Raw genomic sequence first — 14,578 nt, forward strand, 5'->3', positions numbered from 1 at the left:
AAATTATGAAACCGTCAGACGTTTTAATAAAGCCAATTTTATCTGAAAAGATAAATAAGCAAACTGAAAAGCAAAATCGTTATGCTTTTGTAGTAAACAGAAAAGCAAACAAGCTTGAAATTAAAAAAGCAGTAGAAAGCTTTTATGGCGTACAGGTTCAGGATGTGAACACTGCTGTAATTCCTTCTAAAGCTAAATCACGCTATACAAAAGCAGGATTCATCAATGGTCGTAAACCGGCTAAGAAAAAAGCTTTTGTAACAATTGCTGAAGGCGAAACAATTGATATATACGGAACCGTATAGATTTAAATAATTAATGAATGGTGGTCAGCACCGCAAAGTTTGACAAAAACAAAATTTAAAAATGGCACTAAAGAAATACAAACCGGTAACAGCAGGAACTCGTTGGAGAATTGGTAACGCTTATGCAGAAGTTACTACAAACGTTCCTGAAAAATCTTTACTTGAAAAAGTAAGTGGTACAGGTGGTCGTAACGCACAAGGTAGAAGATCTATGCGTTATATCGGCGGCGGTAATAAAATTAAATACCGTATCGTAGATTTTAAAAGAGATAAAAAAGACATACCTGCAAAGGTTGTTTCAATTGAATACGATCCAAACCGTACAGCATTCATCGCTTTGTTGAATTATGCTGATGGGGAAAAACGTTACATCATTGCTCCGAATGGTTTACAGGTAGGCGGTACCGTTACAAGCGGCGACAGCGTAGCTCCTGAATTAGGAAATGCTTTGATGATGAAAAACATGCCTTTAGGTACTGTTATTCATAATATCGAAATGCAACCCGGGCAAGGTGGTAAATTGGTTCGTAGTGCCGGTGGTTCTGCTCAGTTGACCAACAAGGAAGAAAAATACGCAATCTTAAAAATGCCAAGTGGCGAATTAAGAAAGATATTGATCAATTGCTATGCTACTGTAGGTGTTGTAAGTAACAGCGACCATAACCTTGAAAGCATGGGTAAAGCCGGACGTAACAGATGGAAAGGCATTCGTCCACGTAACCGTGGTGTTGCCATGAACCCTGTTGATCACCCGATGGGTGGTGGTGAAGGTAAAGCTTCAGGTGGTCACCCACGTAGCCGTACAGGTAAATATGCTAAAGGTGAAATTACTCGTACAAGAGGAAAAGGCTCTGACAAAATGATCATCCAGAGAAGAAACGGTAAAAAAATAAGTAAATAATTATACTGTTAAAATAATCCCGCCAACGGCGTGATGAATAAACGTAAATAAAAATAAAACATGGCTCGTTCAATTAAAAAAGGTCCTTACGTAGATGCTAATTTAGAAGGTAAAGTATTAGCTATAAATGAAGGAAAGAATAAGAAAGGTGTTATCAAAACCTGGTCTCGCCGTTCTACTATTACTCCTGATTTTGTAGGACATACTTTGGCAGTTCACAATGGCAACAAATTTATTCCTGTTTATGTAACGGAATTTATGGTTGGTCATAAATTAGGTGAGTTTGCACCAACAAGAAACTTTAAAGGACACTCAAGCAAGAAGATTGCTTAATTAAAAATATTAAATCGAAATGGAAGCAGTAGCAAAACTTAGAAACTATCCTACATCGCCACGCAAAATGCGCTTATTGGCTGATTTAATTCGTGGGTTAGATGTAGATAAAGCGTTGGGAGTTTTACAATTCAGTCCAAAGCATCCATCAGTGCCTTTATATAAATTATTAAAGAGCGCTATCAATAACTGGGAGCAAAAGAACAGTGATGTTAAAGTAGAAGATGCACAGTTAGTTGTAAAAACAATTTTTGTTGATGGAGGTAGAGTGATCAAACGTATGCGCCCTGCACCGCAAGGTCGTGGATACAAGATCCGCAAGCGCAGCAACCATGTAACTTTAATTGTAGACAGTAAAAACTAAATAAACATCCAGGTTAAAACTTGGAATTTAAATAAAAACTATGGGTCAGAAAACAAATCCAATTGGTGCCAGGTTAGGAATCATCCGCGGATGGGACAGTAACTGGTACGCTAACAAAAAAGATTTTGGAAAGAAACTGGTTGAAGATAACAAGATCAGAAATTATCTGAACGCTCGTATCAACAAAGGTGGTATTTCTAAAATAGTTATTGAGCGTACGTTGAATAAGTTGATCGTAACTATTCATACATCAAAACCGGGTATTATCATTGGTAAAGGTGGTGGAGAGGTTGATAGAATTAAAGAAGAGTTGAAGAAATTGACCGGCAATGCTGATGTTCAAATTAACATCCTGGAAATTCGTCGTCCGGAATTGGATGCAAACATAGTAGCAGATACAATCGCTCGTCAGATCGAAAATCGTATCAACTACAAACGTGCTATTAAAATGGCAATTGCTTCAGCATTACGTATGGGTGCAGAAGGAATTAAAGTAAAAGTTGGTGGTCGTTTGGGTGGAGCTGAAATTGCACGTAGCGAAGAAATCAAACAAGGTCGTACACCATTGCATACGTTACGTATGGATATTGATTATGCAAATGTATTTGCATTAACAGTATATGGTAAGATCGGTATTAAAGTTTGGATCTGTAAAGGTGAAGTATTGGCTAAGAGAGATTTAAATCCAAACATTTTAGCGAACGCCGGTAAAGAAGGTGGCGAAAGAAACTTTGAAAACCGCGGAGACAGAGGCGATAGAAGAGATGACAGAAGAGGCGGCGGCGACAGAAGAGGTGGTGGTGGAAACCGGGGTGGCGGTGGAAGAAGATAATTAGTAAAAATAGTATAACTGGTTTGTGTAAATCGTAAAAGAGAAATCACAAATCGTAAATAAGAACAGGATGTTACAACCAAAAAGAACAAAGCATAGAAAAGCGCAAAAAGGTCGTATCAGAGAAACGGCAAAAAGAGGTACAAGTATTTCTTTTGGTACGTTTGGATTGAAAGCATTAGAACCTATTTGGCTTACTAACAGGCAAATTGAAAGTGCTCGTCAGGCATTAACCCGTCACATGAAAAGAGAAGGGAATGTTTGGATCAGAATTTTCCCGGACAAGCCAATCACTAAAAAGCCTGCTGAAGTACGTATGGGTAAAGGTAAAGGTAACCCTGAATACTGGGCTGCAGTAGTTGAACCAGGACGTATCATTTTTGAAGCGGACGGTGTTCCAATGCAGGTTGCTAAAGAAGCATTTGAATTAGCAGCACAAAAATTACCTATTGCTACCAAGTTTGTAGTAAGAAGAGATTACGCAGTAGCATAATTATTAAAGATTCCAAATCTGGATTTTAAAAATAAAAAGAGATGGCAAAGAAAGCAGATTTTTTAGCGAGCATTAAAAGCTTAAACGCAGATGAACTGAAAGCAAAGATCAGTGAAGATGAATTGCGTTTAAAGAAAGTGTCATTCGCACACAGCGTAGCGCCACTTGAAAGCCCTGTAAGCATTCGTTTGCTTAGAAGAGACATTGCACGTTTAAAAACAGCATTAAGAAAAAAAGAATTAGGTTTTTAATTAAACCATTAAAAGTATAACAATGGCAGTAGAAAGAAATTTACGTAAAACAAGAATCGGGGTTGTATCCAGCAATAAAATGGATAAAACTATTACGGTTAACGTAGAAAGAAAAGTAAAGCACCCGATCTATGGTAAGTTCTTGAAAAAGACAACGAAGTTTCATGCGCATGATGAAAAGAACGAATGCAGCATCGGTGATACGGTAAAGATTGCAGAAACTCGTCCGTTAAGCAAAACAAAGCGTTGGAGATTGGTTGAAGTGGTTGAAAAAGTAAAATAGTATTTACAATTTGGGATATACAATTGTATAGCCTGCTATAAAAATTAAGTACTGATTTGGATTGAAAAGATCTAAATCTAAAATAGAAATAAAATGATTCAGCAAGAAAGCAGATTGAATGTTGCAGATAACAGCGGTGCCAAAGAAGTTTTGTGTATCCGTGTATTAGGTAACTCCGGACAGGACTATGCTAAAATAGGCGATAAAATTGTTGTTACCGTTAAAGATGCAATGCCTGCAGGTGGCGTTAAAAAAGGAACTGTGAGCAAAGCGGTTATCGTAAGAACTAAAAATAAATTACGTCGTAAAGATGGTTCTTATATACGTTTTGATGATAACGCTGTTGTATTGTTGAATGCATCAGACGAACCAAGAGGTACACGTATTTTTGGCCCGGTGGCTCGTGAATTGCGTGATAAAGGTTACATGAAAATCATTTCATTAGCACCTGAGGTTCTTTAATTAAAAAGTAAAAATTAAAAGTAAAACGGTTTTGTTTTTTCACGGTTTACTTAAAAGTTTATAAAATGAGTACAAGATTTAAACCCAAATTTAACATTAAGAAAGGTGATAACGTAGTAGTTATTACCGGTGAAGATAAGGACGTGACAAAACCACGTAAAGTGTTGGAAGTATTGGTAGAAGACGCTCGTGTATTGGTAGAAGGTGTAAACATCGTAACTAAGCACAGCAAGCCAACTGCTCAAAACACTAAAGGTGGCATCATAAAAAAAGAAGCACCTATCGCTATTAGTAATGTAATGCTTTGGGATGCTAAAGCAAAAGCAGCTACTAAAATTAAACGTGAAAGAAAAGACGGTAAATTAATTAGAGTATCTAAAAAATCAGGGGAGGCAATTAAATAATGAGCACAGAAAAATACACTCCGAGATTAGCAACCAAGTACAGCAAAGAGGTTGTACCTGCGTTGATGAAAAAATTCAGTTATAAAACTGTAATGCAAGCGCCAAAGCTTACTAAAATATGCTTGAACCGCGGTGTGAACGGCGCTGTTGCTGATAAAAAATTAATTGATGTTGCGATCGAAGAACTATCTTCTATCACAGGTCAAAAAGCAGTAGCAACAAACAGTAAAAAAGATATCTCAAACTTTAAATTGCGTAAGAACATTCCAATTGGAGCAAGAGTTACGTTACGTGGTGTAAAGATGTATGAGTTCTTAGACAGACTGGTTTCTGTTTCTTTACCTCGTGTACGTGATTTTAAAGGTATCAATGATAAAGCATTTGATGGTCGTGGTAACTATACATTAGGTGTTACAGAACAGATCATCTTCCCTGAAATTGATATTGATAAGGTAAATAAAATTACCGGTATGGATATCACTTTCGTAACTACTGCAAACACGAATGAAGAAGCGTTTGAGTTGTTGAAAGAATTAGGAATGCCTTTTAAAAATATTAAAAAGTAAATCAATTACGAGTACGGTTGTAATCGTAAATAAAGAATAACTATGGCAAAAAAATCGATAGAAGCCAGACAAAGAAAGCGTGAAGTATTACACGCTAAATACGCAGAAAAAAGAGCAGCGTTAAAAGAAGCAGGTGATTATGCAGCTTTGGATAAATTACCAAAGAATGCATCACCGGTTCGTTTAAAAAATCGTTGCCAGTTAACCGGCAGACCAAGAGGTTACATGAGACATTTTGGTTTATCGAGAAACATGTTCCGTGATATGGCTTTGCAAGGAAAAATACCAGGTGTAACAAAAGCAAGCTGGTAAGCCTTAACCCTTAAAAGGGAAAAGGAAGAGAAGAGAGTTTTAAAATTTTTAATTTTCAATTTTTAATTAATATGGTAACTGATCCTATAGCAGATTTTCTTACAAGAGTTCGTAATGCACAAATGGCTAATCACCGTATTGTAGAAATACCTGCTTCTAATTTAAAGAAGCGTATTACTGAGATCTTGTATGATAAAGGTTACATTTTGAAATACAAGTTTGAAGATGATAGCAAACAAGGCGTGATCAAGATCGCTTTGAAGTATGATCCATCTACTAAACTTCCTGCTATTCAAAGTTTGGAAAGAGTAAGCCGTCCGGGTTTGCGTACATATGCAAAACCAGAAGAGTTTAAACGTGTGAAGAATGGTTTGGGTATTGCTATCATTTCTACTTCAAAAGGAGTAATGACTGATAAAGAAGCAAAAGCTCAGAATGTAGGTGGTGAAATTTTGTGCAACATTTATTAATAAATACGGATTTGATAATTAAGCCTAAGTCGTGGCTGAACACAGATCTGGAATCGTAAATATTAAATCAACAAAAATCGACTATGTCACGTATAGGAAAAAAACCGGTAACTGTTCCAAGCGGCGTTACTATTACAGTTGGAAACGATAACATCGTTACAGTTAAAGGCCCAAAAGGAGAATTGAAGCAAGCTATCGACAGAGATATTACTGTTACTGTTAAAGATGGTCAAGTTGAATTTGGTCGTCCTACAGATCAGATCCGTCACAGAGCTTTACACGGTTTGTATCGTTCTTTGGTGAACAACATGGTGCAAGGTGTAACGGAAGGATATAAAAAACAAATGGAATTGGTTGGGGTAGGTTTTAAAGCTTCTAACCAGGGAAATTTATTAGACCTTTCTTTAGGATATTCTCACAATATTATTTTTGAAGTTCCTAAAGAATTGAAAGTAACTACTGCACAGGAAAAGGGACAAAACCCAACTATTACTTTAGAAAGTATCGATAAACAATTATTAGGTGCTGTTTGTGCTAAATTACGCAGCCTACGTAAACCTGAACCGTACAAAGGTAAAGGTGTGAAATTTGCCGGTGAAGTGTTGAGAAGAAAAGCAGGTAAAGCAGCAGGTAAATAATAATTAGTACAGTATCAAATTAGCAAATTATCTCCGGCAGTATCGGAGAGAAAAATAAAAGATCATGAGTAATACTAAAGCAAGCGCAAGACAAAAAATAAAATACCGCATTCGTAAAAAGATCAGTGGTGTTGGCGCTAAACCAAGATTGAGCATTTTTAGAAGTAATTCTGATATCTATGCTCAGTTGATCAATGATGAAAGTGGAGTTACAATTGCTTCAGCATCATCAAAAGATAAAGATATAGTTGCCCAAAAAGGAACTAAAACTGAAAAGAGCAAATTAGTAGGTGGCGCTATTGCACGTAAAGCAGGTGAGTTGGGAGTTAATACAGTAGTATTTGATCGTGGTGGATACATCTATCATGGTCGTGTAAAAGCAGTTGCTGAAGGCGCAAGAGAAGGTGGCTTACAATTCTAAATTATAAACTTTTTAATAAGTAATATACATGTCAAAAGCAAACGAAGTAAGAGTAAGGGCAGGTGAGTTGGAATTGAAAGAAAAAGTTGTTGCCATTAACCGTGTTGTTAAAACAACTAAAGGTGGTCGTGCATTTAGTTTCTCTGCATTGGTTGTTGTAGGTAACGGCGCCGGTGTAGTTGGACAAGGTTTAGGCAAAGCAAAAGAAGTTCAGGAAGCGATTACTAAAGGTATAGAAGATGCAAAAAAGAACTTGATTAAAGTTCCTATCATGCACGGAACAATACCTCACGATCAATGGTGTAAAGAAGGTGCTGCTAAAGTATTGATCAAACCAGCTGCTCATGGTACTGGTGTGATCGCAGGAGGTAGCATGCGTGCTGTATTGGAAAGCGCCGGTGTTACAGACGTATTGGCAAAAAGCCTTGGTTCTGCTAACCCACACAACGTGGTTAAAGCTACAGTAAAAGCATTGGCTACTTTACGTGAACCAATCACTGTTGCAAAAACAAGAACTGTTTCTTTAAAGAAAGTATTTAACGGATAAAAATGGTATAAGGTAAAAGGCATAAGGTATAAGACCTTTGACCTTAAACCCTACACCCTAAACCTTTCACAAGATGGCAAAGATTAAAATAACACAAGTAAAAAGCACAATAGACAGATCTGAACGTCAGAAAAAAACTGTTGCTGCTTTAGGTTTGAAAAAATTGAATTCTTCTGTTGAAGTAGAAGCTACTCCGCAAATTTTAGGAATGGTTACAAAAGTTAACCATTTAGTAAAAGTGGAACAATTAGGCTAATTATTAATTAAATCAGCGAGGGGTGATTCCCCGAAAGTTCAAAATCATATACAATGAAATTACACAATTTACAACCAGCAGAAGGCGCAACTCATAAAGAAAAACGCCTTGGTCGTGGTGAAGCAAGTGGTAAAGGTGGTACGTCTACAAAAGGTAATAAAGGTGGACAAAGCCGTGCCGGTTACAAAAGCAAAATGGCTCACGAAGGTGGTCAGATGCCGATTCAGCGTCGTATTCCAAAACGTGGTTTCAAAAACATTAACCGTATTGAATACAAAGTAATCAACTTAGGACAAGTTGATCATTATGCTGAAAAATATGGTATCCAGGAATTCAGTCTTCAAAATTTATATATAAACGGTTTAATTGGACAGTTTGATAGTATAAAAATCCTGGGCAATGGCGAAATAAAAGGGAAATATGCATTTAAAGTAAACGCAATAAGTGCTAAAGCCAAAGAAGCCATTGAAGCTGCCGGAGGTACTGTTGAAATAGTTAAATAAATTTCACGATATTTGCCGACGCATCGTAAGATGCGTCTTTTAGTTTGCCGCAAAAAATAAAAACGTTTCAAGTCTGTGAAGAAATTCATTCAAACATTAAAGAATATCTGGAGTATTGATGAACTGCGTAAAAAGATACTATATACGCTGTTGCTGATATTCATTTATCGTGTAGGTTCGTACATCGTATTACCCGGTATCAATCCAAATAAATTAAACAATCTTGCCAGCAGCACACAAAGCGGCATGCTGGGATTATTGGATGCTTTCGTTGGTGGAGCTTTTCACCAGGCATCAATTTTTGCATTGGGTATCATGCCATATATTTCTGCATCGATCTTTATGCAGCTGGTAACCATTTTGGTTCCGCAAATGGCAAAGATCCAGAAGGAAGGCGAAAGCGGAAGAAAGAAAATAAATCAATGGACACGTTATATAACCGTTGTAGTTACTGCATTTCAGGCAGCGGCTTATATTGGTTATTTAAGAAGCCCGGCGAATAGAGAAGCATTGATTCCCGGATACGGTGATCAATTATTCTGGATATCAACTGTAATTATCTTAACCGTAGGTACATTGTTTGTAATGTGGTTAGGTGAAAAAATTACTGATAAAGGGTTAGGCAATGGTACTTCAATCATTATCATGATGGGTATCCTGGCTAGATTACCGCAGGCATTCATACAAGAATGGTCTGCACGTATTAATAAAGGTGGGGGTGGTTTATTGATCTTCTTAATTGAAATAGCTTTCTTAGTTGCTATCATTATGGGATTGATAATGCTGGTGCAGGGAACACGAAGAGTAGCAGTACAATACGCCAAACAGATCGTAGGCAATAAACAGATCGGTGGTGCAAGAAACTTTCTTCCTTTGAAAGTAAATGCTGCCGGTGTAATGCCAATCATCTTTGCACAAGCCATTTTATTCTTACCAACTATTTTCTCCGGCTTTACAGGAGGGTCTAAGATTTTTACAGATCATACCAATCCTGTTTACATGCTTATTTATACAGTATTAGTAATTGTGTTCACCTTCCTGTACACAGCTTTGATCTTTAATCCAAAGCAAATGGCAGAAGATCTGAAACGCAGCAATGGATTTATTCCTGGTGTAAAACCGGGCGAGCCAACAGCTGATTACATTGGTACAATTATGGATAGAATTACATTGCCGGGAGCTGTATTACTAGCACTGGTGGGTATTTTACCAGGATTGTTCCAATTAGCGTTCAGCACGCAGCAAAGTTTTTCAACCTTTTATGGTGGAACTTCGTTATTAATTATGGTTGGAGTAATTTTAGATACGCTACAACAAATAGAAACGCAGTTATTAATGCGTCAATACGATGGATTAATGAGTGGAGGAAGGATACAGGGGAGACAAACGGTAGCATCAGGAATGTAAAAAATTCTTTTGTAAAAATATCTACCCCGACTGCGAATGTCGGGGTTTGTTTTAAAGCTAAGTTAAGCAGGATGATACATTATAAAACCAAGGCAGAGATTGAATTAATGCGTGAAAGCAGTTTGCTGGTGAGTAAGACCCTGTCTGAAGTAGCAAAGCTGATCAAACCCGGCATAACTACGTTGCATTTGAATGATGTAGCGGAACAATTTATAAGGGACAATGGCGGAACACCTTCTTTCAAAGGTTACCAGGATTATCCTTTTGCAGCGTGTATTTCGGTAAATGATGCAGTAGTGCATGGTTTTCCTACAAAGAATGAATTGAAAGATGGTGATATTGTTTCTGTAGATCTTGGTGCTTATAAAAATGGGTTTCATGGTGATAGCGCCTATACATTTGCATTAGGAACAATACCGGAAGAATCACAACAGTTGTTGAGAGTAACTAAGGAATCTTTATATAAAGGGATTGAAAAAGCAATTGCCGGTAATCGAGTTGGAGATATTGCTTTTGCGATACAGGATTATACCGAGAAGCAGCACGGTTATGGAGTAGTGAGAGAGTTGGTGGGGCATGGTTTGGGAAGACATTTACATGAAGATCCGCAGGTGCCTAATTATGGTAAACGGGGTACCGGCGCTAAATTAAAGGAAGGCATGGTGATTGCTATTGAGCCAATGATAAACCTGGGTACAAAAGATGTGTATCATGATGAGGACGGCTGGACAATTCGTACACATGATAGAAAACCTTCTGCACACTATGAACATAATGTTTGCATACAAAAGAATAAGGCAGATATTTTATCTTCTTTTGCTGAAATAGAAGCTGCTGAAAAAGCGAATCCGAATCTTTGCTCAACTTACTACTGAGAATTATAATTGCACCAATCCATTCTTAATAGCGTACAATACCAATCCTACTCTTGTAGAAACGTTTAATTTTTTAAACAGTGATTCTCTATAACCATCAACTGTACGTTCACTAACAAACATTTCCTTCGCAATTTCAAAATAGGTTTTCTCACTGCAGGCTAGTTTTAAAAAAGCAGTCTCTCTATCCGAAAGCTTTGCAAAAGCGCCAATAGCTGATCTGTTATCTGCCAATAGATTAATAGAACGTATTATTTTGTGAGATACAAGCTCATTATAAAAAAAACCATCTTTCAGTACATCATCAAAAGCCTGCTTTAATTCTTTGGGCTCAGCATCTTTTAATACATAACCCTTTGCTCCATGCTTTATCATTTTGATAATAGCTGTTTCAGCATCCATCGTGCTTAGCGCTAAAATGGGAATATCAGGATAATTAATAGTAACCCAACTAGCCAATTGATAACCATCCATTTCAGGCATGGCAATATCCAACAGCAATATATCCGGCAAATGTTGCGGCTTTAACTGCTTGATAAAATCAGTTCCATTCGCTGCATCAAACAATACCTTGTAACCCGGAAAAAGATTGATCAATGAGATCAAGCCTTTGCGGAACATAGTATGATCATCTACAACTGCTATGTACTTAATATCACTCATACGGTATTTTAATAGTTACAGTAGTTCCTTTATTTAGCTCACTTGCAATTATGCCGGAGCCACCTGTTAGTGCAGCCCTGTTTTTAATATTTAATAAGCCAAGGCCTTTATTATTGATTGCGATCTCTGCTTCATCAAACCCTTTTCCATTATCTCTGACCAGTACTTGCAGAACGTCCGGTAAATAACTAAAGTCAATGGTTACTTCTGAAGCGTGTGCATGCTTGATACAATTTTGTAACGATTCCTGTATGATACGAAACAGTATCAATTTTTTTTGCTCATCCATTTTTTGCTCAGCACCATTTAATGAAGTCACTACTTTTATCACGCCGCTATTATTAATATTGGCTGCTTCCATTGCAACTGTTTCATAAATTCCATGTAAGCGTATTCGCTCGCTGCTAAGGCTTTTGGAAATATTGCGTAGATCAGCCATTGCTTTACTTACATTCTCTTTCACTTCATTTAGCATATCCTTGCTTATATACTCACTCTCATTCATAATGTTTATCTGCACTTTGGCTAAGCTTAATATTTGTCCTACGTTATCGTGAATTTCCTGGCTGATGTAATTGAATGTTTGTTCTTGTATTTCGAGTTGAGTTTCTAAAATCGTTTTGTTGAAATTTTCAATCAATGTATCCTTATCTTTTATAGCCTCTCTTCTTTTTTTATGGTAATAGATGACAAATAAAATGATACTTACACTGAGTAGTGCAAAAAAAAGCCCAATGCATACAACAATTAATAAGTAGTCACTATTGCTTCCCAAGGTTAATTAAAATTTCACGTTTATTATTTTGGATATGAAAATATAAAGACATTCCCAAAAGAAGGTAATACAGAGGATCTAATAGCCCAAAGATTCTTATTAATGTATTTAATATTGTCGGGCTGTGTTTAAAAAGATAACTAAAGGAAATCCAATAGGCAAATTTTGTAGAAAAGTAAAATAAAGTGCTACTATTAAGCCAAAATAAGCCTGAAATAAAGAGTTTATCTTCCGAAAGAGTTCTTATCATCTCATAAAAAAATATCAGTGAAAACAACACTATTGCGCCAGTGTCAATACTAACAATACTATTGGGAAAATTTTGTCCATCAGAATTAATAATCAAAACAGTAATAAATAAAAAGACAATAAAACCAATAGTTAATGTCAATGCTTTTGTTGAGAGGCTACTCATTAGTGAATAATAAATTAAAGTAAATAAAACTATATGAAGAGGAGTGTAAATTTTGTAAACTGTTACATTTTCATGCATGGCACTCGCTAATATGTACGCAAGTACTTCAGCAAAAAAAGTTAAGGACAATAAAATCGTTAATAACCTAAATGCTATAACACTCCTCTTATAATTATATATTCCGTAAAGAGCGATTGTAAAAAGAATAATAAAATATACTACATCAATAAACATTTATTTTTCGTTTTTCTTTTCAGTATGAATTATTATTTGGGAATAGGAGTATGCCAATCAAATGCAACAGCCCCCGTTGCCTGTATACCCAGGCTATTTATTCCTTTTGTGACAATTGAATCTAAGCGGTTTGTTTTAATATTACGAGTTGCTGGCTCTACTATCACTGTATAATATGAAGCATGGGTTGTGTCTTTAGAGCCATCGTCATTTGTTTTCCATTGTCTTGCTAAAAAAATTTTTAATCCGTTAACGTTGTTATTAGCTCTTATATAATTTATTAAGGTATCTTCTACTTCCCAGCCAATAATTTGCTTTTTTGAAGCATCTTTAAGTCTGATCACAGGACTATGCTTTCTATATAACCTTGTCATAATTTCTGCATCTCCAGGATTCAATTGAGAGGTTTTAGAAAGAGGAGGGCCTTGAGCTTCCTGATAATTAACAAAGGTCAAATCTTCCTTTAAAAAATTATCATAAAAATAGTAAACGGCAAATCCCAGTAGGAATGCAAAAATGGCAATAAGGAAATTCATCTTTTTCATGTTTGTAAGTTTTTTGGTTAAGAAATTTTTGTGTGATTACCAAAGACAATATACTCTGCCACTTTCGATTTTGCAATAGGGTAAATCACTAATCTTCGGTTTTTCTGATCTTTCTTTCATAAAACCCTTTGTTGACAGGTGTTTTAATGATTGATGTTAGAATTAACTAGTTGTAAATACCTGAAATATACGGTGCCGCCTACCCGTAAAAATACCCCCACCTAAAAGGGCTATTCTCCCGTTGACAAGGGCTACCTCATGATAGTATGTTTGTATCGTAATAACAACAACGGATACACTATAACACCAAAGAGCTATTTTTTAAATGTAATAAAAAGCAAATATTCGCAATGCAACCAATACTAAACCCAATTGAGATGCTTACAAAAAAAGAGAGTCAAGTAATAGAATTATTGAAAGCAGGCATGTTGAATAAGGAGATAGCGGATAGTATGAATGTTTCGTTGCACACTGTTAAAAACCATCTAAAGAGTATCTATAAAAAACTGGGCGTGAGGAATAGGACAGAGGCGAGTGTTAAAGTTAATAGCGGATATAATCTCGTAGAGCATAAATAGCTATTGCAGAAATATAACCGGTACAATATCCATGAGTAATCCGTGTTCCGTAGTACGTACCCGCTTGAAAAATTGTCGATCGCTTTCCTGTACTGATTTACATTAAAAGAAATGAAACTCTTTGTATTAATCATCGCTATAATAGCGGCTGGCATTGTATTGTGTTTATTATCGCCCTTAATAATTGCAATAGAAATATTGTTAAGCATTGAAAGCTGGCGGCAACAAAAATTAGATCCTAGCAGCGTTATCAATTAATCGTACCCTTTTAGTAAACAACCGGTAAGCTGAAAACGGTTATTACAGAGTAGGCACAAAAAATTAAACATGAAAGAAAATACACTAAAAACAATTATCACTATGTTTTTCATCATTGGTTGTATAACAGCCAAGGCACAGTCCGAGTACGGACAATGGAGAACCACCTCTTGTTTTAAAGGAATTGATTTCTGCGTTAAAAAGGCTTCTTACAACGAGTCTGCAAGAAAATATGAATGGTGGGTAAAGTTTAGAAACAGGTATACGCAAACGATTTCTTTTGACTTTACTGCTAAAGAGAGCTACGTGACTTCTGCCAATACAACAGATAGAGTAACTATTAAACCTGGCGATGAAGGAGGAAGTTGGTTTTTAGTCGCTGATGCAAATTCTGTAAAAGTATTTGTTGATCATTTAAGATTTGGAAACGACGATTGGGGAACGGCATATGCACCCTGCGATAATTAATACAATATAAATAAAATAG

27 protein-coding genes are annotated in these 14,578 nt (G+C 36.3%); 23 read left to right on the forward strand and 4 right to left on the reverse strand.

All coding sequences use genetic code 11. The annotated features are described in order from the left end of the window. Positions 1 to 5: 5 nt before the first annotated feature. From rplW to map, 20 genes are all read left to right on the forward strand, one after another. Positions 6 to 305 (forward strand): 50S ribosomal protein L23, encoded by a 300-nt coding sequence (rplW, locus tag K9M53_RS02720; RefSeq protein ID WP_224017760.1) that lies wholly within the window; start codon positions 6 to 8, stop codon positions 303 to 305. Between the two features lie 61 nt (positions 306 to 366). Continuing rightward, complete coding sequence (gene rplB / locus K9M53_RS02725; RefSeq protein ID WP_224017762.1) at positions 367 to 1,206, forward strand: 50S ribosomal protein L2; 840 nt, start codon at positions 367 to 369, stop codon at positions 1,204 to 1,206. Positions 1,207 to 1,266: 60 nt separating this feature from the next. Beyond that, entirely contained in the window at positions 1,267 to 1,539 is a 273-nt protein-coding gene (rpsS, locus tag K9M53_RS02730) for a 30S ribosomal protein S19 (protein WP_224017765.1), read from the forward strand. Between the two features lie 19 nt (positions 1,540 to 1,558). Next, positions 1,559 to 1,903 (forward strand): 50S ribosomal protein L22, encoded by a 345-nt coding sequence (rplV, locus tag K9M53_RS02735; protein ID WP_224017767.1) that lies wholly within the window; start codon positions 1,559 to 1,561, stop codon positions 1,901 to 1,903. Positions 1,904 to 1,943: 40 nt separating this feature from the next. Further along, positions 1,944 to 2,735, forward strand: coding sequence for a 30S ribosomal protein S3 (rpsC, locus tag K9M53_RS02740; protein ID WP_255580668.1), 792 nt, complete (start codon positions 1,944 to 1,946; stop codon positions 2,733 to 2,735). 70 nt (positions 2,736 to 2,805) lie between these two features. Next, positions 2,806 to 3,228, forward strand: coding sequence for a 50S ribosomal protein L16 (gene rplP / locus K9M53_RS02745; RefSeq protein WP_224017769.1), 423 nt, complete (start codon positions 2,806 to 2,808; stop codon positions 3,226 to 3,228). A 41-nt stretch (positions 3,229 to 3,269) separates the two neighbouring features. Further along, positions 3,270 to 3,479, forward strand: coding sequence for a 50S ribosomal protein L29 (gene rpmC / locus K9M53_RS02750; protein WP_224017771.1), 210 nt, complete (start codon positions 3,270 to 3,272; stop codon positions 3,477 to 3,479). A gap of 22 nt (positions 3,480 to 3,501) precedes the next feature. After that, a complete protein-coding gene (gene rpsQ, locus K9M53_RS02755; RefSeq protein ID WP_224017772.1) occupies positions 3,502 to 3,762 on the forward strand; it encodes a 30S ribosomal protein S17 in 261 nt (86 codons plus the stop codon). Positions 3,763 to 3,855: 93 nt separating this feature from the next. Then, positions 3,856 to 4,224 (forward strand): 50S ribosomal protein L14, encoded by a 369-nt coding sequence (gene rplN, locus K9M53_RS02760; protein WP_224017774.1) that lies wholly within the window; start codon positions 3,856 to 3,858, stop codon positions 4,222 to 4,224. Positions 4,225 to 4,289: 65 nt separating this feature from the next. Next, positions 4,290 to 4,628 carry a 50S ribosomal protein L24 gene (gene rplX, locus K9M53_RS02765; RefSeq protein WP_224017776.1) on the forward strand — a complete coding sequence of 113 codons (339 nt, stop codon included), beginning with the start codon at positions 4,290 to 4,292 and terminating at the stop codon, positions 4,626 to 4,628. After that, on the forward strand, positions 4,628 to 5,194 hold the full coding sequence (gene rplE / locus K9M53_RS02770; RefSeq protein WP_224017778.1) for a 50S ribosomal protein L5: 567 nt from the start codon (positions 4,628 to 4,630) through the stop codon (positions 5,192 to 5,194). The genes rplX and rplE overlap by 1 nt, the downstream gene beginning before the upstream one ends. A 42-nt stretch (positions 5,195 to 5,236) precedes the next feature. Further along, positions 5,237 to 5,506 carry a 30S ribosomal protein S14 gene (gene rpsN, locus K9M53_RS02775; RefSeq protein WP_224017780.1) on the forward strand — a complete coding sequence of 90 codons (270 nt, stop codon included), beginning with the start codon at positions 5,237 to 5,239 and terminating at the stop codon, positions 5,504 to 5,506. Positions 5,507 to 5,577: 71 nt separating this feature from the next. Beyond that, entirely contained in the window at positions 5,578 to 5,976 is a 399-nt protein-coding gene (gene rpsH / locus K9M53_RS02780) for a 30S ribosomal protein S8 (protein WP_224017783.1), read from the forward strand. Positions 5,977 to 6,059: 83 nt separating this feature from the next. Continuing rightward, positions 6,060 to 6,614 (forward strand): 50S ribosomal protein L6, encoded by a 555-nt coding sequence (gene rplF / locus K9M53_RS02785; protein ID WP_224017784.1) that lies wholly within the window; start codon positions 6,060 to 6,062, stop codon positions 6,612 to 6,614. A 64-nt stretch (positions 6,615 to 6,678) separates the two neighbouring features. Continuing rightward, positions 6,679 to 7,035, forward strand: coding sequence for a 50S ribosomal protein L18 (gene rplR / locus K9M53_RS02790; RefSeq protein WP_224017785.1), 357 nt, complete (start codon positions 6,679 to 6,681; stop codon positions 7,033 to 7,035). Positions 7,036 to 7,063: 28 nt separating this feature from the next. Continuing rightward, positions 7,064 to 7,582, forward strand: coding sequence for a 30S ribosomal protein S5 (gene rpsE / locus K9M53_RS02795; protein WP_224017786.1), 519 nt, complete (start codon positions 7,064 to 7,066; stop codon positions 7,580 to 7,582). A 73-nt stretch (positions 7,583 to 7,655) separates the two neighbouring features. Beyond that, positions 7,656 to 7,838 carry a 50S ribosomal protein L30 gene (gene rpmD / locus K9M53_RS02800; protein ID WP_224017787.1) on the forward strand — a complete coding sequence of 61 codons (183 nt, stop codon included), beginning with the start codon at positions 7,656 to 7,658 and terminating at the stop codon, positions 7,836 to 7,838. 53 nt (positions 7,839 to 7,891) lie between these two features. Continuing rightward, entirely contained in the window at positions 7,892 to 8,341 is a 450-nt protein-coding gene (rplO, locus tag K9M53_RS02805; protein WP_224017788.1) for a 50S ribosomal protein L15, read from the forward strand. Positions 8,342 to 8,416: 75 nt separating this feature from the next. After that, a complete protein-coding gene (secY, locus tag K9M53_RS02810) occupies positions 8,417 to 9,748 on the forward strand; it encodes a preprotein translocase subunit SecY (protein ID WP_224017789.1) in 1,332 nt (443 codons plus the stop codon). Positions 9,749 to 9,819: 71 nt separating this feature from the next. After that, entirely contained in the window at positions 9,820 to 10,623 is an 804-nt protein-coding gene (gene map / locus K9M53_RS02815) for a type I methionyl aminopeptidase (protein WP_224017790.1), read from the forward strand. Positions 10,624 to 10,626: 3 nt separating this feature from the next. Here map and K9M53_RS02820 read toward each other — a convergent pair whose 3' ends face one another. From K9M53_RS02820 to K9M53_RS02835, 4 genes are read right to left on the reverse strand one after another with little or no spacing between them, the layout of a single operon-like run. Further along, positions 10,627 to 11,286 (reverse strand): response regulator transcription factor, encoded by a 660-nt coding sequence (locus K9M53_RS02820; RefSeq protein WP_224017792.1) that lies wholly within the window; start codon positions 11,284 to 11,286, stop codon positions 10,627 to 10,629. Continuing rightward, a complete protein-coding gene (locus tag K9M53_RS02825; RefSeq protein ID WP_224017794.1) occupies positions 11,279 to 12,061 on the reverse strand; it encodes a sensor histidine kinase in 783 nt (260 codons plus the stop codon). The genes K9M53_RS02820 and K9M53_RS02825 overlap by 8 nt, the downstream gene beginning before the upstream one ends. Continuing rightward, positions 12,048 to 12,710: a hypothetical protein gene (locus K9M53_RS02830; protein ID WP_224017796.1), complete on the reverse strand. Its 663-nt coding sequence runs from the start codon at positions 12,708 to 12,710 to the stop codon at positions 12,048 to 12,050. Before K9M53_RS02830 ends, K9M53_RS02825 begins: the two co-directional genes overlap by 14 nt. A 32-nt stretch (positions 12,711 to 12,742) precedes the next feature. Beyond that, the gene (locus K9M53_RS02835; protein WP_224017798.1) at positions 12,743 to 13,255 is read right to left on the reverse strand and encodes a hypothetical protein; all 513 of its coding nucleotides are present in this window, start codon (positions 13,253 to 13,255) and stop codon (positions 12,743 to 12,745) included. Between the two features lie 293 nt (positions 13,256 to 13,548). Here K9M53_RS02835 and K9M53_RS16155 point away from each other — a divergent pair, with 293 nt between their 5' ends. The 3 genes from K9M53_RS16155 to K9M53_RS02850 all read left to right on the forward strand — a co-directional run bounded on the left by K9M53_RS16155 (position 13,549) and on the right by K9M53_RS02850 (position 14,559). After that, positions 13,549 to 13,833 carry a response regulator transcription factor gene (locus K9M53_RS16155; protein ID WP_390687754.1) on the forward strand — a complete coding sequence of 95 codons (285 nt, stop codon included), beginning with the start codon at positions 13,549 to 13,551 and terminating at the stop codon, positions 13,831 to 13,833. A gap of 111 nt (positions 13,834 to 13,944) precedes the next feature. Beyond that, positions 13,945 to 14,091: a hypothetical protein gene (locus tag K9M53_RS02845; protein WP_224017799.1), complete on the forward strand. Its 147-nt coding sequence runs from the start codon at positions 13,945 to 13,947 to the stop codon at positions 14,089 to 14,091. A gap of 69 nt (positions 14,092 to 14,160) precedes the next feature. Further along, positions 14,161 to 14,559, forward strand: a complete 399-nt coding sequence (locus tag K9M53_RS02850; RefSeq protein ID WP_224017801.1) for a hypothetical protein — start codon at positions 14,161 to 14,163, stop codon at positions 14,557 to 14,559. Positions 14,560 to 14,578: the final 19 nt, after the last annotated feature.

The sequence above is a fragment of the Ferruginibacter albus genome (assembly GCF_020042285.1).
GTDB lineage: Bacteria > Bacteroidota > Bacteroidia > Chitinophagales > Chitinophagaceae > Ferruginibacter > Ferruginibacter albus.